We start from the raw sequence: 24140 nt of genomic DNA on the forward strand, positions 1-24140 counted from the left end.
TCCTTTTAAAGGGGCAATTAGCTTCTTTTCTTTTGTTCTGAGCCTGTATTGTAGTAACATATACGATAAGACATTTAAATACCATAGAATGGAAGGGAGTTTGATTAAATGACAATGTATAAATCAAGAGAAGAAGTCCCATTAGAGGAGAAATGGAATTTAGCTGATATATACCCTGACCTAACTGCATGGGAGAAAGATTTACATAGTGTGAAAGAGCGCACAGAAAAACTGAGTCAATTCGATGGAAAAATAACAGGTGCCAAAGAGTTGTTTGATTATTTAACTTTAAGCGAAGAAACGAGTTACACCTTTAAAAAGCTTTATGTTTATACGATGTTTCAAGTTGATATTGATACAAGGGATACAAAAGCACAATCTCTTCAAGATAGGGTGAAATCACTTGGTGTGAAACTCAGTTCCGCAACTTCCTTCTTCACCCCCTTCTTACTAAGCTTAGAGGAAAGTACACTTAAAGGTTACATTGATGAAGTGGAAGGACTTAAATATTTTGAAGAAGATTTATTTGAAGCTTATCGTTATAAACAGCACGTTCTAACAAAAGAAAAAGAAGAGGTGTTGTCACAATTAGGTGAGACTTTCTCTGCTCCTAGTAATACGTTCGGTATGATTAATAATGCTGATATTAGATTTGGAGAGGTGACCAACAAAGAGGGAGAAAAAGTAGAATTAACAAGAGGAATGTATTCAAAATTAATTGAAGACGAAGATCGCGATATAAGGAAAGAGGCTTATAAAGCTTATTATCAGCCGTATGTTCAATTAACGAATACGATCGCTTCCACTTTGTCAGCTTCCATTAAAACAAATGTTACTTTATCGAAAATGCGCAATTATCCTTCTGCTTTAGAGAAATCTCTTTTCTCAGATATGGTGCCAAAAGAAGTTTACGATAACTTAATTGAAGCAACAAAAGCCAATATTGAACCATTACACAGGTATGCGAAAATACGAAAGCAATTATTAGGTTTATCCGAACTACGTCAATACGATCTAAATGTTCCGCTTGTTCAAGATGTAAAAGAGGAGATCTTATTTGACGAAGCATATGAAACGATGCTTAAAAGTTTATCGCCATTAGGAGAAGAATACGTAGAAACATTACGTAGCTTTAAGGAGAAACGTTATTTTGACGTTAGAGAGACACCAGGTAAAAGATCTGGAGCTTATAATTTAGGGTTGTATGGTGTTCATCCGTTCGTGCTTTTAAATCATCAAGATGACCTTGATAGTTTATTTACACTAGTTCACGAATGTGGTCACGCAATGCACTCCTGGTATTCGTCCAAACACCAACCTCAAATTTCTGCAGGTTATTCTATATTCGTGGCAGAAGTAGCTTCAACTGTAAATGAGGTTCTGTTAATTCGCTATTTATTGAAAAATACAGAAGATGCCAAGATGAAAAAACATCTTCTTAATCATTTTATCGACAGTTTTAGAGGAACTTTATTCACTCAAGTAATGTTCTCGCAATTTGAGAAAATCACCCACGAAAAAGCTGAGAACGGCGAACCTTTAAATGCCGAGGTATTTAATGAAGTGTATGAACAAATTTTCCGTGAATTCAATGGAGATGAAATTGTGTTTGACGACGAAGTAAAATATGGTTGGTCGAGAATTCCTCATTTTTATCGTCCGTTTTATGTTTATAAGTATGCTACTGGTTATGCTTCAGCGATTCACATTGCAGATCAACTTCTAGAAGGTAATCCTGACACACTTGAAAAATACTTAACATTCTTAAAAAGCGGAAGCTCAGACTACCCACTGGAGCTATTAAAAGCAACAGGAGTCGATTTAACAAAACCAGAACCGATTCGAAATGCGTTAGCGATATTTGGAGAGTTAGTGGACGAATTTGCTTCGTTGTAACAACATCTTCCTTTAAAATATTTCTGTAAAGCTGAAGCTAAGGCTAGAAACAATCCTTGGTTTCAGCTTTTTTATATGTATGAAGTTTAACCATTAATCGCATCTTAATGATAGTTAATATAATATCTTCTCAATAAAGAGGTTAAGGAGCGTGTTAGACATTTGGCGACAAAGAAAAAAGGTCTTGTAATCTTAGCTATAGGCTCTATCCCTCTTATTATGACGTTAGGCAACTCAATGCTTATCCCAATATTACCGAGGATGGAAACGGAGTTAGGTATATCAGCATTTCAAGCTAGCTTGACGATCACAGTCTTCTCAATCACAGCAGCTATTGCTATTCCTATCCTAGGGTATATGTCTGACCGGTTCTCGAGAAAACAAATAATTGTTCCTGCATTAATTTTATATGGGGTTGGTGGATTGTTAGCGGGGGTGGCTACTGCTTTTTTTAATAATCCATATATGTGGATTATGGTAGGAAGGGCCCTAAAAGGGATTGGAGCAGCAGGAACGGCACCAATTGCAATGGCATTAACTGGAGATTTGTTTAAAGGAGGAGAACAAAGTAAAGTACTCGGGATCGTGGAAGCATCGAACGGTTTTGGTAAAGTGCTTTCACCCATTGTTGGTTCTCTCTTAGCATTATTAGTGTGGTACGGACCATTTTGGGGATTTCCAGTTTTCGTTTTAATCTCTGTCTTATTAACCGTTTTCTTTGTAAAAGAAAAAAAGAAGAAAAAAGAAGCACCAGCAATAGGGAAATATGTAAAGGGGCTTTTTTCCGTTTTTAAACAAGAAGGTAGATGGCTGTTTACAGCTTATTTAGCAGGTGCAACATGTTTATTTACGTTATTTGGAATTTTGTTTTACTTGTCAGATACATTAGAAACACAATACAACATTGATGGAGTTCTTAAAGGTTCTATTCTGGCAATTCCTCTGTTATTTATGATGACAACCTCACTTATAACAGGAAATAAAATTGGTAAAGATTTAAAAAGGATGAAAAAATTTATTATTTTAGGTTTTTTACTTATGACCATTTCGTTTGCTACGCTGGTTTTCTTCCAAAAGCTCATTCCTTTCATTTCCATTCTTGCTGTATCTAGTGTTGGCACTGGCCTCGTCTTGCCTTGTTTAAACAGTTTAATTACCGGGTCAGTTGGAGCAGAAAGAAGGGGATTTGTAACTTCGCTTTATGGATCGGTAAGATTCCTTGGGGTAGCAGCAGGTCCACCTATTTTTGAATGGCTCATGAATTGGTCAAGAACGGGTATGTTTTTAACAACTGCTGGTTTAACTCTTAGCGTTGGGTTGTTATGTTTACTTCTGATCCATGTAAAGAATACTCAGAACGCAAACAAAGAAGATAGTGAAGCACATACGCTCTTTAAAAAATTCCAATTAACCACTGAATAATAGGAGGAAGTTATTTTGCAAATTTATTTTTCGCCTGAATTTATGAAGGAAGATTCTCAAGTATTAAATGTAGTGACAGATGATAATAAGCCTCTTGGTTTTTTAACATTTTTAATGGAACCAGAAAAAAAGAAACTTTATGTTTATGGGCATCTTCAAGAAGAAGGAGTAAATGAAGATTTTAAAGATTTAGTCAAACCTTACTTACAGGGTCTTACTAAATTAAAACCTGAGTTAGAAGTTTATACGTATCTGTCTGTTGGAGGTAAGAAAGTAGAGCTAGAGGCAGGTAGTAAGAAAGAGGAAGAATAGATAAGTCTTCTATTTATATGGAAGAAGTGTATGCTTAATTATAGCCATAGCCCCCTTCTTGAGCACTAGTACTGGTATAGGTGAATATCATATTTTACGGAATATGATGGGGGGCGAGGTTATGGATTTTTTCTTACAAGTATTTGAATTTCATCATTTACTTGTACTTGGGATAGGGATCTTTCTCGGAATCATTATTGGAGCACTTCCAGGACTAACTCCTACTATGGGTGTTGCACTGATGATTCCTTTTACTTTTTCATTAGGTGCAACGGATGGCCTAATTCTTTTAGGAGGCATTTATTGCGGTAGTGTGTTTGGAGGCTCCATACCAGCTATTTTATTTAACGTACCTGGTGCACCTGCCAATGTAGCTACCACGTTTGATGGTTATCCAATGACCAAGCAAGGAAAAGCCAGGAAAGCGTTAGAACTTGCAACCATCGCATCTGTAATCGGTGGGTTATTTGGGATGTTATTGCTGTTATTTTTTGCACCGATCTTTGCTGATTTTTCACTTCGATTTGGTCCAACTGAAAGTTTTTGGATTTCTTTGTTTGGGATAACCGTTATCGCTGCTATCTCAGATGGATCTGTCAGTAAAAACTTAATGGGAGGCTGTTTTGGTATATTTTTATCTTTTATCGGGATAAGTACAATTACAGGCACAGCCAGATTTACATTTGGTTTAGATAGCTTAGTTGGGGGATTGCATATGGTTGCTGTTTTAATTGGCTTATTTGCTTTCCCACAAGCGCTTCGGTTAATTGAGAATCTTCGAAACTCTGAAAAAAGTGAGAAGAATACTTTTAAACAAGAGCAATCGACGATCAGACAATCGTTCAAAGATGTTCTCAAAAATCCTAAATCTGTTACGATAGGAAGCAGCCTGGGGGCCTTTGTTGGAATGGTTCCTGGTGCAGGAGGGAACATTGCAAGTCTTCTCGCTTACAATGAGACAAAGCGATTTTCTAAAAATAAAGATCAGTACGGAAAAGGTGAAAAAAACGGAATTATTGCATCGGAAAGTGCTAATAACGCGATGGTCGGAGGATCATTAATTCCACTTCTTACCTTGGGAATTCCAGGTTCCCCAACAGCAGCCATCTTTTTGGGTGGATTATTAATTCATGGAATTTGGCCAGGGAATAACTTGTTCGTAGATCATGCTGAAGTTGCGTACACATTTTTATATAGCATGGTAGTTGCACAAATTCTTTTGCTTTTTGTTGGTTTTGCGATGATTAAATATATGACTAGATTGACTCATATTCCTGCGCACTATATGGCACCAGTAATTATCTCATTTTCCATAATTGGTGCTTATACAACTCAAAATAACGTCTTTGATATTACTACTGTCGTGATAATTGGACTGTTCATGTTTATTTTACAGAAGTTCGATTTTTCACCAGCACCAATTGCGCTAGGGTTTATTCTAGGTACAATCGCAGAACAAGGACTTTTACATGGTCTTCAAGTTGGAGCTGCTAGAGGTTCTGCTTTTTCATATTTTTTCACAGGTAGTTGGAATATTGTATTATACGGGTTAGTGTTGTTAACGGTTGGAGTTGCTGTTTATCAGAGATTACGAAGTACCAAGAGAACAAGCCTGTTAAAACAAGTTAAGTCAGTTTCCGGATGGAATTTTCTCTCTTTTCGAGCTTTGACTTGGTTAGCACTAAGTATGGGGATTGGAGTAAGTATCTTTCTTATGACGACTATGCCACTTCAACAAAGACTATTTCCGCAAATTACACTGTTGTTTCTGTTGATATTAGTATTGATTGAATATGTAAAAGTGAGTATGGAAAAGAGAGAGGTTAAAAAGGATAAAAGCATCTCTTGGCCCTTTATCATTATTGTAGGATTTGTTTCCATAATTAGTCTACTCATTAACGCAATAGGCTTTTATAATCAGGTGTTGATCCTGGTAATTAGTATACCATTGTTCGCTTTGTTCGTTTATAAGCAAAAACTTGCTATAAGACAGATTTGCTTCGTTGGGCTCGCGTTCACTTTTATTTTATATATCGTCTTTTCTGTTTTGTTACGAGTTCCGTTGCCTGCTGTATTTTAATATTATAGAACCATTACAGGAATCTCAAAAGGTAAATTAACCTTTTGAGATTCCTTTTTTGATGTAAAAAAAAACTGCTAGACACTAAGTCAGCAGTGATAGATTAATCTTATTGAGTGACACCAATTGAATCGAGTAGAGCCTGATATGTTTCTGTTCTTATTTCCATATCAGCGATCACTTGCTCCCGGTCCATAATAAGCATATCTGCCCCTGCTTGCTCCATCTCAGCTAGAAAATCTTCGTCTTGCAATATATTCATAAAAGCTTCCTCAAGCTTATCTATCACTTCTTGTGGAGTGCCTTTTCGTGCTGCAATACCACGGTCAGTCTCATGATAACCTCAGGATAACCTAACTCAGAAAAAGTGGGTATGTCTGGTGCGAATGAGTGTCTTTCCTCAGTAGCGATAGCAAGCGGTCTGACATCAGAACCTAACCTGTAAATATCAGAAAGGTTACCTGCAACTACATCTGTATGTCCTCCAAGTAATGAAGCGATTGCATCTGCTGCACCTGGAAACGGAACGTCTTCTACCTGAATATTAGCTGTATCTTCTAACAAGAGGGTAGCTAAATGTTGACCTACATAAAGTCCTGCATTTCCAACTGTGATACTATTTGGGGACTTTCGAGCTTGCTCAACTAAATCATCAAGGCTGTGGATGTCACTATCGCTTTTAACGGCAAATACGGTTGGATCTCCTCCCCAGTTAACTAGAGGCTCAAATGTATCAATATCGAAACTGGTTTGACCTACTAATGGTTGCGTAATGATATGTGGTAAGTTGTAAGCAGCTAGCGTATAGCCATCTGGTTCGACAGTGGAGAATGAATTCCAACCTACTTGACCACCACCTCCAGGTTTATTTACGATTACTAGCTCTTGTCCGAGGTAGGTACTCGCATATTTAGAAATAATTCTTGCTTGTGTGTCTGTTGCTGCTCCAGGGGAGAAGGCGACAATGAGTTGAATAGATTTGTTAGGAAAGTCATCTGAGGTCCCGTTGTCAGAACAACTAGCTAAAATCATCATGAAGAAACAAAGAAAAAAAATAGGAACTGTTTTTCTTAACATTTTTACCACATCCTTCTTTATGTGTACATTTTAGAAATATGCATAAAGAAGCGGTTTGAATGTTGTCTACTCAAATAAACTCAATGTTTTTAGTTGATAATTTACTTTTTCCTGCTTTTTCTTAAACTTATGAAGGGAGCTTTTACAAAATATAAATCAAGTTTAAAAAGATAATCGACCATTCTAGTTGATACCCATTGTGATAAGAGAGCTTGAATGACAATGGGCCAAGCAATAATGGAAGCAGTAAATACAAAGATGGAACCATTCAATAGGAATAAAGGTTTTCCAGGTGGAATCTCTTTGATCTTAGCGATGATTAAAGCAATAACACCCATCCCTCCGTTTGATACACCTTGTCGTAATAAAATTCCAACTCCTATCCCTAACAGAACAGAACCAAACGCCAGATCAATCCATACATTTTCATAAGGCCTGTACAATGGAAAACTAAAAAGATGAACTCCTAGAGATGTGATTGTTATCCCGTACATCGTCCCGATTGCACTTGCATTTCCTAACCATTTAATCGCAGCGACTAACAAGGAGAAGTTCACAAGCCATAAAGCAAAACTAAGAGGTATATTTAACCAATAATTTAATAATACCGCAAGCCCACCAGCTCCCCCAGAAGGAATAGAATGAGGGAACAGAAAGACAGCCATTGCCATCCCTTGAATTAAACCTCCACATGTTATAAGAATATAAGTTCTAAAGGAATTTACCATATAAGCTCCTATGAATAAGTTTTATAACTCATTTTTTACTTGTCCATTTTAATTGTATTAGCGGTTTCACTATTTATGTATTTTGGTTATTAAAACATAATCAGAATTTTTTTCGGAAAAATGACAAAGAGCCCAAACGAAATTCTAAATCGTACATAGGATAAAATTGTAAGATCAACAGAAAACAAAAGGAGATGGTTTTTCATGACACATGCAACTGCAGGATACGGTGGCGGCTTTGCGTTACTAGTAGTATTATTTATCTTATTAGTAATCATCGGTGCAAGCTGGGCAGGCGGCTACGGCGCATACTAATCTCATGTAATGTTTTAAAATTGGCTCCTGAGAGAGCCAATTTTTTTTGTTTTAAAAAGAGAGAGGCGATTTGAAATATATCTTTCAGTATTAAGTTTGCAAGGTGATTCATACAATGTACAAGCGGTTCGATTGTCCGACTTAACTTAATTTAAATACTGGAGGATGGTTTAATGAGTGTGTTCTTGGGGTATATTTTTCTTGGATTAAGCTTAGCTGCGCCAATAGGGCCTGTAAATGCAGCTCAGTTAGATAAAGGAATTAAGAACGGATTTTTACATGCATGGCTTGTTGGTTTAGGAGCAACTATTGCGGATGCCATTTATATGCTTCTTGTTTTTGTTGGGGTTGTTCAGTTTATTGAGGTACCAATCATCCAGACATTTCTTTGGATTTTTGGGTTCTTTGTACTCGTCTACACTGGTATTGAAAGTATTTCAGGGGCCGGCAGAATTTCAGTTTCCAAAAGTAGAAGTACAAAAGAGTCGAAGTTAAAATCATTTTTTGCTGGCTTTTTTATGTCTTTATTTAACCCTCTTACAATTTTATTTTGGTTAGGAATTTTTGGATCAATTTTAGCTAAAACCGTTACTACATATGGGACGAGTCAGTTAATTTTATATTGTGCAGCCATTTTTATTGGAATCACATTATGGGATGTAACAATGGCTGCACTTGCTAGTACAATGCGGAAGTACTTAACAAACAGACTACTCACAATTATTTCTATTGTATCTGGTTTTTCTTTGATAGGGTTTGGTGTCTATTTTGGAATTCAAGCATTGCTTATTTTAATTTCGTAAATAAGGTAGGGGGCTCAGGAGGATTTTCACCCTGATTCTTCTTCCAGAAATGACGCATAATTAATGTAACCAGAGCGACAATGACGATAAAAGCTAAACTAATGAAAAATCCAGGTCGACTTGTTGTGTGAAAAATGGTTCCACCTACACCTAACAGTACAAGAACAAAACCTAATATACGTTTCAATTTATCTTTTGTTGTTAAATCCAATAGACGTCCGTAAGAACCTAAAATGAACAGCCAGTTATATAAAAGCATAATCCCAGCAGCTGTTGTGACATATTCATATAGTCTGCCTGGGATGACAATCGCTAACACTATAGACACAATCATACCTGCTGCCGTTAATGCGATAGCAGGTAATGCGATGTTATTTCCTACTCTTTTCGAAAAAACTTTTGGTGCATCATGGTCTTCTGCTAATGTAACTAATATTCTTATTACCGCAAACAAAGATGCTACCATTGTCGAGAAACCCGCAATAATAAATACAGCATTAAAAAAATGATTTACATATGGAATGTTAAAGGCTCTTAGAGCTGTAACAAATGGACTTTGTTCTATGGAGAAGTTATTCCATGGAACCATTAATAAAGCTAAACCAACAGAGGCGATGTAAATAACGGCCAAAACAAAAAGCATAACCTTCCCCGACTTAGGTGCATCCGTCATTTCTTTAAGTCTAATGGCTAAAAGCCCCATAATCTCGATACCTGCAAATCCATAAAATCCATATATGAATGCTGGCAATAAACCTGTCACACCATTTGGGAAAAAAGTTCCGTAAGTGCGTGGGACGGTCGCTGTTTCCTCTCCTTGTCCAAACACTCCGAATAAAGCCAAACCAGCAATGATAATGAAGCTTAATATAGCAGCAATTTTAAGAACGGCTAATAAATTTTCGACTCGATCGAAACTCTTTGTTCCAACTATAATGACAATAATACCAAGTGCAGCATAGATACATGCAAATACCCATAAAGGTACGTTAGGAAACCAGAAACGAGTGAAAATAGATAATGCGGTCATTTGACTTCCCATAATAAGCATCTCTGAAATCCAGTACACCCAACCACTACTAAATCCAGCCCAGCGCCCGTAGGCATTTTTGGCATAGGAGCGGAATGACCCCTTTTGAGGATCAGCGATAGTCATCTTGGCCAAAGCTTCAAAAACAAAGTAGGTACCAACTGCAGCTAAGGCAAAGGCTAATAGAACAGATGGACCCGCCATATCAATTGCTATACTCGAACCTAGAAAAAAGCCTGTTCCAATTGTGCCTGCTACACCTAATAAAGACAATTCCCACCATCTAAGTTTTTTTTCTGCTTGTTCACCTGCTTTTGTCTTCATTTCCATCACTCCTTTTATACATTGCTATTGTTCGAACAAATCCACTTGTTTATGTAAAAAACAAATGTGTATTGTTTGGCAATAATAAGGAGGCGCGGTATGATAATGTACAAAATGATCGTTAAGGTGTGTTGGAAATGGACACGATTACACATACTCTATTTGGACTATCTACATATGGAGCTGTGAACAAAGAGAAAATGGATGTGAAAACAAAAAGAGCTCTTTTATTTTCTGCGCTCGTCGCTAGTCAAATTCCTGATATTGATATTGTTGCTAATGTAACTGAAACCGGAAGAGTGATGGAGCAAATGTGGCATAGAGGTCTAACTCATTCCTTCTTCTTAGTTCCAGTTTGGGCTGTTATTATTTATGCGTTAGCCTATTTAATATGGAAAGAAAGTGATCGGCTAATCTTTTACATTGCCTTGATAAATGTCTTTATTCATAGCTTGACTGATTCGCTGAACGCATGGGGGACAGGTGTATTTGAGCCTTTTTCCCAAACGAGAGTTACGATGGGAGTCATTTCTATTGTCGACTTTGTTATTTGGTTTATTCTGCTTATTGGATTCATCATTGTAAAAAGGAATAAAAAAATTAAACGATATAAAGTGTGGAGAATAGCTTGGCTCTTTATTATTATTCATATTTCAATTCAGTGTGTTCAGGGATTAGTGATTCATAATGAAGCAACCCAGCAATACAATCATGTAGCTCTCTCTGCTAATTTTATCCCAGGCCAGTTTACTGTCGTCGGGAAAAATGAACATGTAATCCATTTGTATACTTCGACTATTTGGTCAGAAAATCAACTGCAGGATGTATTAATTTCTGATGAAGAAGCTGATTTGGATGAGCTATTTCGAGAAAATCCTAAAGCTGAGGTGCTTAAGCAATGGTCGCCATTCGTTGTGGTAGTCAATACAGATGAAAAATTAGGAATTTATGACCCTAGGTTTTATAGGAATGGGGAATCCTTTTTGTTTGAATACATGTTAAAAGAATGACTATTACAAAAAGCCACCAAAAGGAAATCTTCTTTTAGTGGCTCTTTGCTATTTACTCTTTTTTTCTCTTTTTCCAGCCTTTTCTTTAGAATAACGTATGACTAACGAAAGTAATTCTTCTTTTGAAATAGAGTCACCAAATTCTTGTTTATACTGTTGCTGTAACTTCTCTAGAGTATGATAAGATTTCTTACTTAATCGTTCAAAGTGTTTTTCGGTTAAATCCATGTTGCTTCTCCCTTCTATTTAAACCTATATATTCTATGTGAAATGTAGTGAAATATGTTCGGTGTTTTGTCTAGATTCTAAAATAAAAAGGTTAGGGGTTATTTCGAAAGCCATTAAAAGACTTTTTGTGGATAACCCTTTTTTAGCTTACTGGAATAACGATCCGCAATTTCCTCATACTAGAAGTACACGTAAGTGGTCTCAGGAGGGGATCTCATGTTTTGGAGGGAAAAAGTTCATTTAAAGAAACAAAATTTGAAAGAAGAAGCTTCATTTAAATTTAAGTATGAAGAAGAGTTATTAAAAAAGTTCGGTATTAAATCTACCGATAAACTTCCTACTGACTCAGCGCAAGTTAAATCAGTTATGCAGAAAATATTTAAAGATAGTGATGATTTTAATCAACGAACAATAGAATTCTCTTTTAATCAAAAAGCAACCTTGTATTTCTTTAAAGGACTTACTGATGAGAATCTGATTGAATTGAGTATAGTTCAACCACTAACAGAAAGATCTCATGTGAAAAGCGAGCTTGTTAAACTTGATGATGTAATTACAAGTAAAAATTATTCTGAGCCTGAAAATTGGGCTGAATTAATACGTGGGTGCCTGGGTGGGAACGTGATTTTACACGTTTCAGGTTTAAAACCACTAGAAGTTATGGTATCAAATCCTGTTAAACGTTCTTTTAGTCAACCAACAACGGAACCACAGATATATGGATCAAAGCTTGGTTTTATAGAGAATAGTCGCTCTCGTTTATATCGAAGAATTTGTTGATCAAGAAACGTTACAAGCTGTCAAATCTAAATTAGAAACAATTGATATTGACCAGCTAACAAGTTCACATACTCTTGTAGAACAATTAGTTGAGAAGCCTAATTCAATTTTCCCGCAAATAAAGAAAACAGAACGTGTGGATCATGCTGCGATGGCACTTGGTCAAGGGAAATTAGTTTTATTTATTGATAACTCGGCTTTTTGTAACATCATGCCTATTAGTTTATTAAGTTTTTATCAACCAAGTGATGATAACGACCAAGCTTCAACTTGGAATATTTTCTTTATTCGATTTCTAAGGTTAGCAAGTTTAGTAATTTCCATTATCATGCCATCGCTCTATGTCGCCTTGGTCGCTTTTCATCCTGAGTTGATCCCAACAACGTTAGCGATGACTATTGTTGAATCTAGGAATAATATTCCTTTACCAGCAGCGCTTGAAGCGATTCTTATGATGTTTGCGCTTGATATTTTGGTTGAAGCTAGTATACGTCTTCCTAATATTATCGGACAAACAGTTGGGATAGTAGGAGGCTTAGTAATTGGGCAAGCGGCCGTTGATGCTGGGATTGTAAGTAGTATCATGGTTATCGTTATCGCCTTGACAGCAATTGCATCTTTTACCGTACCATCATGGGAGTTAGCTTCCTCTTGGCGCTTAGTACGTTATTGTATTTTAATTGTATCTTCTTTTATGGGTTTATATGGAATGACTCTTGGGTTATGTGTCGTATTATTACATCTTTGCTCGATAGAATCATTTTCTAAGCCTTATTTAACTCCATTGGCTCCTTTAAATATAAGAAAACTTTTGGATATTTTTTTTCGATTTTCATCAAGAAATTCACAAGTAGAAAGGAGCAAGCATAGTGAAAGCAAGCCTTAATAGTTCGTTTCGATCATTTGATGTATTTGTCTTCACTGTTTGCTCAACGGTAGGACTTGGGGTAGGTGTCTTACCTTACGCCGGAGAGGAAGAGTTAAGGAACGAGTGGCTCCAATTACTAGTTGGGAGTGGCCCGTATTTTTTACTTTTATGGCTTATATATATCTTTTATAAAAAAAGAAACAACATAGATTTCTTCGATGAAATAAAGTCTTTTATGCCAAAATGGATTGTTTGGGTTATTTTTCTTTACCTTGTAGGAAGTACATTGTATGCAGGGGTTATTCAATTTAGTGGGATGAATCAAATTATTGAAATTTATTTGCTTCCTAATACACCGAAATGGATTATTTTGCTTAGTTTTTTAGCAACGGTTTGTTTAGCTGTATATTACGACATAAAAGCCATTACTCGCTTTTTAGTCACTTTATTTTTTATAGAATGTTTATTTATAATTTCACTTTTTGTTTTAGGGTTCTCAGATTACTTTCGGTGGATTTATATTCCTCCGATACATGAGGGAAACATGATTGATTTTTTAAAAGCGTCTATTTCAGATCTAGCACGTTTTGGAGGTGTTTTTACACTCCTTGCTTTTTTATCATACGTCAAACAAGGTGAAAGAACATTTGCCTCTATGGGGTTGGGCTTAGGATTTGTAACTCTTCTATATGTAACCTTAAGTATTATCGTTCTTGGAACGTTTGGTTTCGACGAATCACTAAGCTTAATTTCTCCGTTAATTGTTCTAACACAAACATTCCTACCGGGTCACGGAGTATTTGAGCGATTGGATTTATTATATTTAATGTTTTGGATCGTGGTATTCTTCAAAATGGTTATCATTCATGTTTGGTTTATTGTACATATTACGCTGAAACTGCTGCCGCAAGTAAATCGCCTTCTCATTACAGTTTTTTATTTAGGATTTATGCTAGTTTTAACAATTACAACAGCAGGGTATTCTCATACTGGTTGGGGGTTTCATAATTATAATACGTTGGCTTATACGTTGGTTTTACCAACTATTTTGTTGCTTATATTGATTAATAGGAAGGTAAAGTCATGAAAAATCGCTGGGTTTTATTGATGTTCATTTTTCTAATGATTGGCTGCGCTCCTGATTCTCGGGAACTTGATCATCGGTCTGTTATTATGGGTGTTGCAGTTGATGAAGGAGAAAATGAGAGGTTTTCTGTTTCTATTCAGTTACCGATTTTAACAGAGGGAGGGGAAGGAGGTCTTTCACCACAAGCTAGAGAATTTGAAATCTTTACAACAGAAGCAAATACTCTTTGGGATGCCTTAGCAGATTTAGAAGCCATTACTCCTTCTGTTTTGTTTTTCGGACATTTAAAAGCGGTATTAGTATCTGAACAACTTGCCAAAGAAGATTTACCTCTTATTTTAGACCTTTTCGGTAGAGAATCTACTGTTGGTAATCAAGTGTTTCTTATTGTTGTTGAAGGATCTGCAAAAGAATTTATTGTGAAAGAATCTCCACTTGTTAATTTACCCTCTCTTTATCTCGAACGTTATTTCCGTGCAGAACAAAAACTTTCTCGCTCTCGTGGCGTAATGTTGTTTGAATATCGCAGGGATAGTAATATGATCTCGGGAGCAGCAACCCTTCCTTTAGCTAAATTAAAAGATGAACAGATTGCGATTGAAGGTATGGCGGTTTTCAAGGATCATCAACTTGTAGAAAAATTTAAACCGACGGAAGTAGGATTTTCGGAGTTATTAAAAAATAATCAAATTGACTTCATGAATTATACAGTGACTATGGATGAAGAGAATGAAGAATTTATTTCTCTTTCAAGAATTAATTTGAAGCAAGATGTTGAGATTAAACGAACGAAACCAGTTCATTTTTCGATTCGTATTCAAGGAAACGGAGAAATCCTTTCGGCAAACGATCTGAACCGAAAAGTAGATACTTCGCTAATACAGAAGGTGGAAGAAGAGGTTAGTAAACAGTTTACTGAGCAATTGGAAGATTTAATTAAAAAAATGCAATTAGCAAATGCTGAGCCATGGTTACTCGGGCATCGTATTTGGGCCAATCATCCAGAGTATTTTAGTCAATTGAAATGGAATGAAAAAGGTTGGCAGGAAGCGACGTTTGATATCAAAGTTGACTTTGAAGTCGATAATACAGGACAAAGAGGGTTTATTAATAAACAAAAACTCGGGCGCTAATCACCCGAGTTTTCTTCTTGTCTGTTCGTTGATGATGTTTCTCCTATCTTCAATATGTTTAATTTTTCTTGAGGTAATCTTTGTTTACGCCATTCTTTTTGTAACCTTTGGAGAGCTTCAGGTCCGGTGTCCATCGAAAGGCGATATGTTCCGTAATGCATGGGAACAAAACAAGATGCTTGAAGATCAAGAAAAGCTTGAACTGCTTTTTCCGGATTGATATGGGCTAGACCTGATAACCAGTCTGGCTCATAATCACCAATTGGCATAAGAACAGTATCGATATTATATTTTCGACCAATCTCTTTAAAGCCACGAAAATAAGCTGTATCTCCTACAAAATAAAGTGTTTTTGTTGAATTTGTAATGATCCATCCTCCCCAGTGAGCTTTATTTTTATCAAAAGGACCTCGTCTGCTCCAATGCTGAGATGGTACAAAATCTAGATTTATCGTTTTAAAGGAGTGATGCTCCCACCAATTTGCTTCAACAACATCTTTGTATCCGCGTCTAGTTAATAGGTGTTTTACTCCTGCGGGAACAAAAAATTGAGGTTGACCTTTTATTTTTCTCAAAGAAGGGAAGTCTAAATGATCATAATGAGCATGTGAAATTAAAACAAGGTCTATTTCGGGCAAATCATTCACTTCAATACCTAGTGGGACTAAACGTTTTTCCACTCCCATCCGTCTAGAAAACACTGGGTCTGTTAAAATGGTAACATCTTGTATTTGAATAAGGAACGTAGAGTGGCCGATCCAAGTATAAGAGATTTCTTTTGAACAAAAGGGGAGGATTTGTTTTCTTTTGTCATGAATAGCAATACGACTTTTTAAATCCTTGTTTTTATTTCTGTTATAAAAGTAATGAATAAGCTTGAATGGATTAAATTGCCGACTATTCACATCATCTAAATTTTGATATCGCTTTTTCAAATTTAAATCTCCTCCAAAATACAATGATAAAAAGGATGTCCGTGTTTAGACATCCTTATATTTTACTGCTGGTCACCATCTCGTAATACAGGTAAGGTACAGCAGCGAAATGATCCTCCAGATTTAATTATTTCTGTTATATCAACCTCGACGATTTCATATCCACGATTCCTTAACTTTTCGTTCACATCCTTATTTACTGGCAAGCTAAATATTTTTTTATTACCAATTGAGAGAACGTTTGTTCCTAAGGTGAATTGCTCTTCCTCCGATACTTCAATCAATTCAAATCGTGACGCTAATATATCAATTTCTTTCTGAGTGAAAGCTCCTGGAAAGAAAAGAGCTTCTGTTGGTGAAATAATATTAAATACACAATCTAAATGAAGATATTTTTCAGTGAAAGGTATTGTAACAATCTCATAGTGAGGTAAAATGGTTTGCAAATGATCAATCGCTTGTTGGTTCGTACGATCACTTAAACCAACATAAATACAATTTCCATTGACGATAACGTCACCACCTTCAATCATATCTCCTCTTAAATTGAAATAAGACATATCCTGTTGTTCTAACCAACCTTTTAGAACTTCTTCTTCACCTTGCCTAAGTTTATTAGCCATCTCTGCTACGAACATAATGTGACCAGCAGTAAACCCGATATCCCGAGTGAAAACTTGTTCAGGAAACATTTTTAGAGCAGGTAAAAGAATGACATCAACATCATGATCTTTTAATGTTTGGACAAATTTTTTGTGTTGGGCTAACGCTAGTTCTATATGGATACCTTCATCTTTGAATTTTTTCTGAGTTTCATTAATGACGTCTCTAATTGTCATATATTCAGGTTTACATAAAATAACTTTTTTTAGCACGTCGTACTCACTACTGGCAAAAGGTTTGATAGGTGTTTTAGAAAATAAAGACATAAATTATTCCTCCAATTTTTCTTCAATCTGGATATAGTATTTCCTTTTACCTTTTTTTTATGTTTCTTAAAAGATTCGCTCATACGCGTGGTCTTTATGATCTGACAACAAATAATGTCTGGAATAGAGATGAATAAACTTTACGAAGATATTTAGTCAATTTTTTATCTTATCTTCGCCTATTGATCAGGAAAGTGTGAGATGTTATATGACAAAATTATTAAAATATTATGAAAAAAAAGCTATAACTAGTTTAGAACAAATGAAACAAACTTTTCTCGAAATTAAGACAGGGGGTAAAAAGATGGTAAAAAGATTGGTGATGTTACTTGGAATTTTTTCGATTTTCGCATTAATTTTAACAGGATGTTCAGACGAAGACGTGGCAGCTCCACCTACCGAAACAACAGATGCTACTGGAGGTACTGAAACTACTAAAGTGAATGGCTCTAAACTGGCAGAAATTAAGGATCGAGGTAAATTAATATTAGGAACGAATAATCAACTTCCTGGGTTTGGTTATATGAATTCAGATGGTCAATATGAAGGATTTGATATTGAATTTGGGCAAGTTGTAGCAGCTGCTATTTTTGGGGACAAGGACGCGATTGAATATCGTCCTTTATCCTCTCAAGAACGCTTTACAGCTGTTCAAACAGGAGAAGTAGATATTCTTATACGTAACACAACTTGGACGCTCAGTCGTGATGCAGAGGTTGGGTTAGCGTTTGGTCCACCAACTTTTTATGATGGGCAAGGGATGATGGTACCAAAAGATAGTGGTATTTCATCTCTGGAAGAATTACAAGGAGCTAGAATTGGGGTTGAACAAGGAACAACAACGGAATTGAATTTGATGGACCAGTTGAGTAAGAGAGGAATTGATTTTGAAGCAGTCGTATTCCAAGACCAAGATGGATTGGTAGCTGCATATGAATCTGGAACTATTGACGCTTGGACAACGGATCAATCTGCATTAGCTTCTCGAATGACTACGATGCAAGATCCAAATGGTCATGTCGTTTTGCCTGAAGTAATGTCTAAAGAACCACTTGGACCAGCTGTTCTTGATGGTGATTCCAATTTCTTTGACATTATGCAATGGGCGACTTACGCAACTATTCAAGCTGAAGAGTATGGAATTACTTCTGCTAATGTTGATGAGTTTATGACAAGTGAAGATCCCGACATTCTTCGGTTTTTAGGTGTAGAAGGTAACTTAGGTGAACAACTCGGATTAGAAAATGACTTTGTTTATCAAATTATAAAACAAGTTGGTAACTACTCTGAAATTTACGAGCGTAACTTAGGTAAGGAAAGTGCATTTGGATTAGATCGTGGGATTAATGCTCAGTATACAGATGGAGGAATACTTTATTCACCACCATTTAGATAATGATACTTAATTTTGGAGAGGTTGTCTTAAAAGTTGCATTGTGACTTTTGAGACAGACCTTTCATTATAGACTTTAATAAGAGGTGAATAATGAATGGAAAATAAAGTTTTGAAAGAAACTGTTCCCTTCTGGAGGAATATTAAAGTCATTCATTTTTTTCTTCAGATCATCTTTCTAAGTTTGCTAATAGGTGTTTTTTACATACTCATACAAAATGCTATTGCAGGTTTAAACCGGGCCGGGATTAAATTTGGTTTTCAATTTTTAAATGCAACTGCATCATTTCCAATAGGAGAAAAGTTCTTACAATATTCTCCAACAGATTCTTATAGTAGAGCTCTTATTGTTGGTTTTTCTAACACGTTAAAAGTGACAATAATAGGGATTATATTAACAACAATACTTGGCGTCGTTATGGGAATTGCGCGTTTATCTAGCAACTGGTTAGCCAGAACTGTTTCAGGATTATACGTAGAAATTTTCAGAAATACACCGGTGTTGGTACAAATTTTCATTTGGTATTTTGCTATTTTTCTACCATTACCAAGAATACAAGAAGCTACTCATTTTGCTGGGGCAATAATAAGTAACAGAGGACTAGTATTTCCTTGGTTTGACCTTCATACAAGTTCTATCATTTGGTTTATTATTATGGTTTTTGCCCTTTTTGCAACTATTGGTGTTTGGAGATGGATGGTAAAAAGGCGCATTGAAACAGGTGAGAAGAAATTTCCGGTTTTATGGGGAATTGGGTTATTTTTGTTGTTTGCGATTGTAGCTTTTGCTATTACGGGACGTCCGCCTGTTACTGCTAGCTTACCAGTAGTTGATGGAATGCAAGTTTTAGGTGGATTGAGGTTTACACCTGAATTTTCAGCTATATTATTTGGACTTGTTTTTTATACAGCTTCTTATATAACTGAAATTGTTCGTGGAGGGATTTTAGCTGTTTCAAAAGGGCAGTTAGAAGCCGCCAATGCATTAGGATTAAGTAAGTTTTCCACACTGAGCTTTGTTATTTTCCCCCAGGCTATAAGAACAATCATACCACCTGTAACGAGTCAATATTTAAATCTTGCTAAAAATTCAAGCTTAGCCGTAGCTGTTGGTTACCCCGATCTTTTCAGTGTTGGAAACACCGTTTTAAATCAATCAGGGCGAGCGATTGAAGTAATCATCATTATGTTAATTGCTTATTTAACTATAAGTTTAATAACTGCCATCATTATGAATATATACAATAATGCTACTAAATTAGTAGAGAGGTGATAGTTTGAGTACTGGTACGGAGTCTACTAAAGAATTGAAACAATTACCTGTCACCCCAGTAAACCCTGCTAACTGGTTAAAACAAAATCTATTTAGTAGTTGGTTTAATAGCATTTTAACTGTTTTAATCGGGAGTGTGTTATTTCTTATTTTAAAATCGACTTTAACCTGGGTTTTTTTGGAGGCAGATTGGTCTGTTATTGAGCGAAATCTAAAATTATTTGCCGTCGGACAATATCCTAAAGAAGAGCTTTGGCGAGTTTGGACTTGTCTTGGAATCGTAAGTTTCTTAGCCGGATTATCAGCTGGTATTTATAAAGGATTAGCAAGAACGATGCTAATAGGTATTTTAATCATCTATGGATGTTCGGTTATGATTCCTTTTATATCAGTGAATTCAAGATTATGGTTGATTACAAACATTGCCATCATGTTAATCGCTTATTTATTAGCTAATAAATTTCAACCATTAAAACGTTTTTCTTGGATAGGTTGGATTTTAGCTTTTCCACTAAGTGTCTTTTTATTACATGGATTTGGATTACTTCCAATTGTGAAAACGAATGTATGGGGCGGTTTTTTACTCACCATCTTAGTTGCTTTGGTAGCGATTGTGCTCTCATTTCCGTTAGGTGTTTTATTAGCACTTGGGCGTACGAGTAAGCTTCCTATTATTAAATGGATAAGTGTCGTTTATATTGAACTTATCCGAGGTGTACCGTTAATTACCGTCTTATTCATGGCTCAAGTCATGCTACCTCTTTTTTTACCTGCTGGAATTACCATTGATAATTTAATAAGGGTCATGGTTGGATTTACTTTATTCAGTGCGGCCTATGTTGCTGAAAATGTGAGAGGGGGCCTTCAATCTATTCCAAATAGTCAATATGAAGCAGCTCGTGCACTAGGCTTAAATACAGTGAAAACCACTTCTTTTGTTATATTGCCACAGGCGTTACGAGTGACCATTCCCTCAATGGTGGGACATTCAATCTCTATGCTAAAAGATACAACTCTTGTGGCTATTGTAGGCTTAGTTGACATATTAGGAATTGGCAGGTCCATCATTGCTAATCCTGAATTTCTTGGGAGACAAATGGAGGTGTTTTTATTTGTGGCATTTGTTTTCTGGATTCTATGTTATTTTATGTCTTACATGAGTAGAAAGCTTGAATTAGCTATCAAAACGAGTAGATAAGGAGCGTTAAACATGATACCGAATTTTAAACCGGAGATTCCTTTAGATAATAAAGAGGTTTTAATATCTTGTCGAGATTTAAATAAGTGGTATAGTTCAGATTTACACGTATTAAAGGATGTAAGTGTTGACATAAAAAAAGGTGAAATTGTTGTGATATTAGGTCCTTCTGGTTCAGGGAAATCGACCTTTATTCGCACGATTAATGCTCTTGAAGAGTTTCAAAGTGGTGAAATTACAGTTGATGGAATCACTCTATCGAAAGATATAAAAAAGGTAGAAGCTATTCGAAAAGAAACAGGTATGGTATTTCAATCTTTTAACTTATTCCCGCATTTGACCATTTTAAAGAATATTACTTTAGCTCCGATCTGGGTTCGTAAATGGCCAAAGGAAAAAGCTGAAAAGATAGCAATGGAATTGTTAGAACGAGTAGGTATTCCAGAGCAAGCTCTGAAATTTCCAGGACAGTTATCAGGAGGGCAACAACAACGTGTTGCCATAGCTAGAGCGTTGGCAATGCAACCGAAAATCATGCTGTTTGATGAACCCACTTCGGCGTTAGATCCTGAAATGGTGAAAGAAGTGTTAGATGTTATGAAGGAATTATGTCATACGGGAATGACAATGCTTGTTGTGACACATGAGATGAATTTTGCGAGAGAAGTTGCGGACCGCATTATTTTATTTGATCAGGGTGAGATTATTGAAATGGGAACACCAGAGGAATTATTTGATCATCCTAAACATGAGCGAACAAAATTATTTTTATCGAAAATTATTTAGTTGTTTACGGGTTATTCTAAGGAGTCTTATCAAGACCTTTAGAATAACTTTTCATGTTTATTTAACTTAGTAATAAGCCTTAAGATAAAATCAGAAGATACGGAATTTTGATTAATAATGTTTAAAGAGTGACGACTCGTTTATAATGGTCATATAAGTACTTTTATACAAGGAGGAGCTGTGGAACATTTAGTCGAATTGGGTCAGTCACAATCAAACTTGTTTATTCTTATTTGTGCGATTATAGCGCTGTTTTTAGTTGTGAATCTTGTGAAAACTTTATTTAAGGCTGCTATCTTTTTCGTTATTATTAGCACAGTTTTAATCGTCATATTAGATTTCACTCCGGAGGAACTTACAGAAACAGCCAATCAATCTTTAAAAGCGAGCTCAGATTTTATCCAAGAGAAGATGGTACCAATTATCTCTGATTTCTATTTAGGGAATTTATTTGACGTGAAAGACGATGATAATAATGATAGAATGATGAAGTTACCAACAGACGACTAGCCGAACTTTAAGTTCGGTTTTATTTATTTTCAGTTTTTGTTCCTTTATAATAAACTTATCATTTGTGATTTAAGGGGAAGATTGTGTCATTATGAAATTAATTTCTTGGAATGTTAATGGGATTCGTGCTTGTGTGACAAAGGGATTTTTATCTTTTTTTGAAGAGATGGATGCAGATATATTTTGTCTACAAGAAACGAAATGCCAACAAAGTCAAATTAAGCTTGAGCTTCCTGGCTATCATCAATATTGGAATGATGCAGAGAAAAAAGGGTACTCTGGTACGGCCGTTTTTTCAAAGATAAAGCCAGAGAATGTTCAATTTGGTTTAGGTGATAATTTTGTAGAAAAAGAAGGTCGAGTTATTACATTAGAATTTTCTTCTTTTTATCTTATAAATGTATATACACCTAATGCTAAAAGAGATTTAGCAAGACTAGATTATAGGTTAGAATGGGAAGACGCATTTCGAAATTATTTGTTAAAGCTAGATCAATTTAAACCTATTGTTTTGTGTGGAGATTTGAATGTTGCTCATCAAGAAATAGACCTTAGAAATCCGAAAACAAACAAAAATAATTCGGGGTTTACAATGGAAGAGCGGGGGAAAATGACTCAGTTGCTAGAGTCAGGTTTCATTGATTCGTTTCGGTATCTATATCCGACAAAAGAATTTTCCTACACTTGGTGGTCTTATATGAATAAAGTTAGAGAAAGAAACATTGGATGGAGAATAGATTATTTCATTGTCTCTGAGAGGTTAAAGGAACGCTTGGAGAAAGCCGAAATCCACTGTGATGTTTTAGGAAGCGATCACTGTCCAATTGCGATCGAGTTATCTGTTTAAAAAAGGAGTCAAGTTATGACTTTAATGATTTCATTAGCTGTTGTTGTATGTATAATCGCTCTCGTCATTACGCTAATACTGACACAATCAGTTGATCCAGATTATGATAAAAATAAAAATATAACAAAATTATCTGTAATCTATATTGCTCTCATTCCACTTTTAAGTATTATTATTGCCTTAGTTTGGATTTACCTTTGATTCAAAATGGGGGCCTACTCAAAAAGTCATATACCGTTTGAGTAGGCGCTTTTATTAATTTTGAACTGGGGCTAGAATAAATTTCTCTACTACTTTCGCTACTCCGTCATTCATATTTGAATCAGTCACATAATTAGCAATCTCTTTAATATCATCTGGTGCGTTCCCCATGCTACTCCAAGACCTGCAAATTCAATCATTGCTAAATCATTATAACTATCTCCTACCGCAATCACTTCTTCGCGTTTGATACCCATTGTTTTAATCAGGACATCTAAACTTGTGCCTTTTGTGACTCCGGCTTCAAGAAACTCTAAGAAATAAGGTTTTGAACGCATAATGCTTAATTTGCCATCAAACTCTTTTTTTAGTTTCTCTTCTACTTGAATTAGCTTTTCTGGTTCTTCGACCATTAAGACTTTTACAACAGGATCTGTTACCGATTGAACGAAGCTTTCTACTTTTTTGACAGGAAGTCCAGTAATTTCTCCTTCTCTTAATGTGTAAGGATGTTCATTCTCACTTATAATCCAGTCTTCTACATAGGTATGTATACCAACACCTTCAGATTGACTTATATCATAAAGTTTATGAACAATGTTAGGGGGAAGAGTGCTACTAAAATGTTCCTCTTTTGTTTTCGCGTCTATAATTTTGGCTCCGTTAAAGGATAGAATAAAACTACCATATTCTTTGAGCGAAAGTTCTTCAGCAATGCTATGCATACCATATGTAGGTCGTCCCGATGCTAGCACTACTTTAACTCCTTGCTGTTGAGCAGACATTAATGCTTTCTTTGTTCGTTCAGAAATGCTATGATCGTCGCGTAGCAACGTATCATCTAAGTCTAAGACAATCATTTTATAATCCATTTAAATAATCCTCTCTAGTTTTAAAGATACTCTTACTATAAAGGAAATTTTGTTTCTGAACTAGTCTATTTCATAATGTTTTTTATATAGAATTAAAAGAGCA

The 24140-nt window shown here is 35.7% G+C and carries 23 protein-coding genes and 2 pseudogenes; 17 read left to right on the forward strand and 8 right to left on the reverse strand.

Annotation, left to right across the window (positions count from 1 at the left end; all coding sequences use genetic code 11):
- Nucleotides 1-108 precede the first annotated feature (108 nt).
- The 4 genes from pepF to JCM9157_RS06400 all read left to right on the forward strand — a co-directional run bounded on the left by pepF (nucleotide 109) and on the right by JCM9157_RS06400 (nucleotide 5710).
- Nucleotides 109-1896 carry an oligoendopeptidase F gene (pepF, locus tag JCM9157_RS06385; RefSeq protein ID WP_035663167.1) on the forward strand — a complete coding sequence of 596 codons (1788 nt, stop codon included), beginning with the start codon at nucleotides 109-111 and terminating at the stop codon, nucleotides 1894-1896.
- Between the two features lie 162 nt (nucleotides 1897-2058).
- Nucleotides 2059-3318 carry an MFS transporter gene (locus tag JCM9157_RS06390; RefSeq protein WP_035663168.1) on the forward strand — a complete coding sequence of 420 codons (1260 nt, stop codon included), beginning with the start codon at nucleotides 2059-2061 and terminating at the stop codon, nucleotides 3316-3318.
- A 15-nt stretch (nucleotides 3319-3333) separates the two neighbouring features.
- Entirely contained in the window at nucleotides 3334-3630 is a 297-nt protein-coding gene (locus JCM9157_RS06395) for a hypothetical protein (RefSeq protein WP_035663169.1), read from the forward strand.
- A 121-nt stretch (nucleotides 3631-3751) separates the two neighbouring features.
- Nucleotides 3752-5710: a tripartite tricarboxylate transporter permease gene (locus JCM9157_RS06400; protein WP_052012981.1), complete on the forward strand. Its 1959-nt coding sequence runs from the start codon at nucleotides 3752-3754 to the stop codon at nucleotides 5708-5710.
- Nucleotides 5711-5819: 109 nt separating this feature from the next.
- Here the strand turns inward: JCM9157_RS06400 and JCM9157_RS25660 are convergent, their stop codons facing one another.
- From JCM9157_RS25660 to JCM9157_RS06410, 3 genes are all read right to left on the reverse strand, one after another.
- Nucleotides 5820-5972, reverse strand: coding sequence for a hypothetical protein (locus JCM9157_RS25660; protein ID WP_369384704.1), 153 nt, complete (start codon nucleotides 5970-5972; stop codon nucleotides 5820-5822).
- A gap of 23 nt (nucleotides 5973-5995) precedes the next feature.
- Nucleotides 5996-6787, reverse strand: coding sequence for a tripartite tricarboxylate transporter substrate binding protein (locus tag JCM9157_RS06405; protein WP_052012982.1), 792 nt, complete (start codon nucleotides 6785-6787; stop codon nucleotides 5996-5998).
- Between the two features lie 101 nt (nucleotides 6788-6888).
- The gene (locus JCM9157_RS06410; protein WP_035663170.1) at nucleotides 6889-7515 is read right to left on the reverse strand and encodes a YitT family protein; all 627 of its coding nucleotides are present in this window, start codon (nucleotides 7513-7515) and stop codon (nucleotides 6889-6891) included.
- Nucleotides 7516-7719: 204 nt separating this feature from the next.
- Between JCM9157_RS06410 and JCM9157_RS23870 the strand changes: the two genes are divergently transcribed.
- Together JCM9157_RS23870 and JCM9157_RS06415 are read left to right on the forward strand one after the other, a co-directional pair.
- Entirely contained in the window at nucleotides 7720-7830 is a 111-nt protein-coding gene (locus JCM9157_RS23870) for a YjcZ family sporulation protein (RefSeq protein WP_081734076.1), read from the forward strand.
- A gap of 173 nt (nucleotides 7831-8003) precedes the next feature.
- Nucleotides 8004-8633, forward strand: a complete 630-nt coding sequence (locus JCM9157_RS06415; RefSeq protein WP_035663171.1) for a LysE family transporter — start codon at nucleotides 8004-8006, stop codon at nucleotides 8631-8633.
- Here JCM9157_RS06415 and JCM9157_RS06420 read toward each other — a convergent pair.
- Nucleotides 8617-9993 (reverse strand): amino acid permease, encoded by a 1377-nt coding sequence (locus JCM9157_RS06420; protein ID WP_052012983.1) that lies wholly within the window; start codon nucleotides 9991-9993, stop codon nucleotides 8617-8619. The genes JCM9157_RS06415 and JCM9157_RS06420 overlap by 17 nt on opposite strands.
- A 131-nt stretch (nucleotides 9994-10124) precedes the next feature.
- On the opposite strand from JCM9157_RS06420, the gene JCM9157_RS06425 reads away from it, so the two are divergent.
- Nucleotides 10125-10997, forward strand: a complete 873-nt coding sequence (locus JCM9157_RS06425) for a metal-dependent hydrolase (RefSeq protein ID WP_035663172.1) — start codon at nucleotides 10125-10127, stop codon at nucleotides 10995-10997.
- Nucleotides 10998-11045: 48 nt separating this feature from the next.
- Here JCM9157_RS06425 and JCM9157_RS06430 read toward each other — a convergent pair whose 3' ends face one another.
- Entirely contained in the window at nucleotides 11046-11225 is a 180-nt protein-coding gene (locus tag JCM9157_RS06430; protein WP_035663174.1) for a hypothetical protein, read from the reverse strand.
- Between the two features lie 366 nt (nucleotides 11226-11591).
- Between JCM9157_RS06430 and JCM9157_RS06440 the strand changes: the two are divergent.
- The 3 genes and pseudogenes from JCM9157_RS06440 (at nucleotide 11592) to JCM9157_RS06450 (ending at nucleotide 15093) form a co-directional block, all read left to right on the forward strand.
- Nucleotides 11592-12891 (forward strand): annotated as a pseudogene (locus tag JCM9157_RS06440) (spore germination protein).
- Entirely contained in the window at nucleotides 12875-13960 is a 1086-nt protein-coding gene (locus JCM9157_RS06445) for a GerAB/ArcD/ProY family transporter (protein ID WP_035663177.1), read from the forward strand. Before JCM9157_RS06440 ends, JCM9157_RS06445 begins: the two are co-directional and overlap by 17 nt.
- A complete protein-coding gene (locus tag JCM9157_RS06450) occupies nucleotides 13957-15093 on the forward strand; it encodes a Ger(x)C family spore germination protein (protein ID WP_035663178.1) in 1137 nt (378 codons plus the stop codon). The genes JCM9157_RS06445 and JCM9157_RS06450 overlap by 4 nt, the downstream gene beginning before the upstream one ends.
- On the opposite strand, the gene JCM9157_RS06455 is transcribed toward JCM9157_RS06450, so the two are convergent.
- Together JCM9157_RS06455 and JCM9157_RS06460 are read right to left on the reverse strand one after the other, a co-directional pair.
- Nucleotides 15090-16028: an MBL fold metallo-hydrolase gene (locus JCM9157_RS06455; RefSeq protein ID WP_035663179.1), complete on the reverse strand. Its 939-nt coding sequence runs from the start codon at nucleotides 16026-16028 to the stop codon at nucleotides 15090-15092. The two genes, JCM9157_RS06450 and JCM9157_RS06455, sit on opposite strands and share 4 nt — an antisense overlap.
- A 62-nt stretch (nucleotides 16029-16090) precedes the next feature.
- Nucleotides 16091-16957: a dimethylarginine dimethylaminohydrolase family protein gene (locus tag JCM9157_RS06460; RefSeq protein ID WP_052012985.1), complete on the reverse strand. Its 867-nt coding sequence runs from the start codon at nucleotides 16955-16957 to the stop codon at nucleotides 16091-16093.
- Between the two features lie 304 nt (nucleotides 16958-17261).
- On the opposite strand from JCM9157_RS06460, the gene JCM9157_RS06465 reads away from it, so the two are divergent.
- From JCM9157_RS06465 to JCM9157_RS06495, 7 genes are all read left to right on the forward strand, one after another.
- Nucleotides 17262-18353, forward strand: a complete 1092-nt coding sequence (locus JCM9157_RS06465) for an amino acid ABC transporter substrate-binding protein (RefSeq protein WP_035663264.1) — start codon at nucleotides 17262-17264, stop codon at nucleotides 18351-18353.
- Between the two features lie 94 nt (nucleotides 18354-18447).
- A complete protein-coding gene (locus JCM9157_RS06470) occupies nucleotides 18448-19623 on the forward strand; it encodes an amino acid ABC transporter permease (protein ID WP_035663181.1) in 1176 nt (391 codons plus the stop codon).
- 4 nt (nucleotides 19624-19627) lie between these two features.
- Nucleotides 19628-20821 carry an amino acid ABC transporter permease gene (locus JCM9157_RS06475; protein WP_035663182.1) on the forward strand — a complete coding sequence of 398 codons (1194 nt, stop codon included), beginning with the start codon at nucleotides 19628-19630 and terminating at the stop codon, nucleotides 20819-20821.
- Nucleotides 20822-20833: 12 nt separating this feature from the next.
- Nucleotides 20834-21607 carry an amino acid ABC transporter ATP-binding protein gene (locus JCM9157_RS06480; protein ID WP_035663183.1) on the forward strand — a complete coding sequence of 258 codons (774 nt, stop codon included), beginning with the start codon at nucleotides 20834-20836 and terminating at the stop codon, nucleotides 21605-21607.
- Between the two features lie 180 nt (nucleotides 21608-21787).
- The gene (locus JCM9157_RS06485; protein WP_035663185.1) at nucleotides 21788-22117 is read left to right on the forward strand and encodes a hypothetical protein; all 330 of its coding nucleotides are present in this window, start codon (nucleotides 21788-21790) and stop codon (nucleotides 22115-22117) included.
- Nucleotides 22118-22208: 91 nt separating this feature from the next.
- Nucleotides 22209-22964, forward strand: coding sequence for an exodeoxyribonuclease III (locus tag JCM9157_RS06490; RefSeq protein WP_035663186.1), 756 nt, complete (start codon nucleotides 22209-22211; stop codon nucleotides 22962-22964).
- A 15-nt stretch (nucleotides 22965-22979) separates the two neighbouring features.
- Nucleotides 22980-23165, forward strand: coding sequence for a hypothetical protein (locus JCM9157_RS06495; RefSeq protein WP_035663187.1), 186 nt, complete (start codon nucleotides 22980-22982; stop codon nucleotides 23163-23165).
- Between the two features lie 54 nt (nucleotides 23166-23219).
- Here the strand turns inward: JCM9157_RS06495 and JCM9157_RS06500 are convergent.
- Nucleotides 23220-24037: pseudogene (locus JCM9157_RS06500) on the reverse strand (Cof-type HAD-IIB family hydrolase).
- Nucleotides 24038-24140: the final 103 nt, after the last annotated feature.

It is taken from the genome of Halalkalibacter akibai JCM 9157 (assembly GCF_000513135.1).
In the GTDB taxonomy this organism is placed as follows: Bacteria; Bacillota; Bacilli; order Bacillales; family Bacillaceae_D; genus Halalkalibacter; species Halalkalibacter akibai.

What these genes read in the sequence shown, in the direction of transcription:
- pepF (WP_035663167.1), top strand. Translation starts at nt 109, where the DNA reads ATGACAATGTATAAATCAAGAGAAGAAGTCCCATTAGAGGAGAAATGG.
- JCM9157_RS06400 (WP_052012981.1), top strand. Translation starts at nt 3,752, where the DNA reads ATGGATTTTTTCTTACAAGTATTTGAATTTCATCATTTACTTGTACTT.
- JCM9157_RS25660 (WP_369384704.1), bottom strand. Translation starts at nt 5,972, where the DNA reads ATGAATATATTGCAAGACGAAGATTTTCTAGCTGAGATGGAGCAAGCA.
- JCM9157_RS06405 (WP_052012982.1), bottom strand. Translation starts at nt 6,787, where the DNA reads ATGTTAAGAAAAACAGTTCCTATTTTTTTTCTTTGTTTCTTCATGATG.
- JCM9157_RS06410 (WP_035663170.1), bottom strand. Translation starts at nt 7,515, where the DNA reads ATGGTAAATTCCTTTAGAACTTATATTCTTATAACATGTGGAGGTTTA.
- JCM9157_RS23870 (WP_081734076.1), top strand. Translation starts at nt 7,720, where the DNA reads ATGACACATGCAACTGCAGGATACGGTGGCGGCTTTGCGTTACTAGTA.
- JCM9157_RS06415 (WP_035663171.1), top strand. Translation starts at nt 8,004, where the DNA reads ATGAGTGTGTTCTTGGGGTATATTTTTCTTGGATTAAGCTTAGCTGCG.
- JCM9157_RS06420 (WP_052012983.1), bottom strand. Translation starts at nt 9,993, where the DNA reads ATGGAAATGAAGACAAAAGCAGGTGAACAAGCAGAAAAAAAACTTAGA.
- JCM9157_RS06425 (WP_035663172.1), top strand. Translation starts at nt 10,125, where the DNA reads ATGGACACGATTACACATACTCTATTTGGACTATCTACATATGGAGCT.
- JCM9157_RS06430 (WP_035663174.1), bottom strand. Translation starts at nt 11,225, where the DNA reads ATGGATTTAACCGAAAAACACTTTGAACGATTAAGTAAGAAATCTTAT.
- JCM9157_RS06450 (WP_035663178.1), top strand. Translation starts at nt 13,957, where the DNA reads ATGAAAAATCGCTGGGTTTTATTGATGTTCATTTTTCTAATGATTGGC.
- JCM9157_RS06460 (WP_052012985.1), bottom strand. Translation starts at nt 16,957, where the DNA reads ATGTCTTTATTTTCTAAAACACCTATCAAACCTTTTGCCAGTAGTGAG.
- JCM9157_RS06465 (WP_035663264.1), top strand. Translation starts at nt 17,262, where the DNA reads ATGGTAAAAAGATTGGTGATGTTACTTGGAATTTTTTCGATTTTCGCA.
- JCM9157_RS06470 (WP_035663181.1), top strand. Translation starts at nt 18,448, where the DNA reads ATGGAAAATAAAGTTTTGAAAGAAACTGTTCCCTTCTGGAGGAATATT.
- JCM9157_RS06480 (WP_035663183.1), top strand. Translation starts at nt 20,834, where the DNA reads ATGATACCGAATTTTAAACCGGAGATTCCTTTAGATAATAAAGAGGTT.
- JCM9157_RS06490 (WP_035663186.1), top strand. Translation starts at nt 22,209, where the DNA reads ATGAAATTAATTTCTTGGAATGTTAATGGGATTCGTGCTTGTGTGACA.
- JCM9157_RS06495 (WP_035663187.1), top strand. Translation starts at nt 22,980, where the DNA reads ATGACTTTAATGATTTCATTAGCTGTTGTTGTATGTATAATCGCTCTC.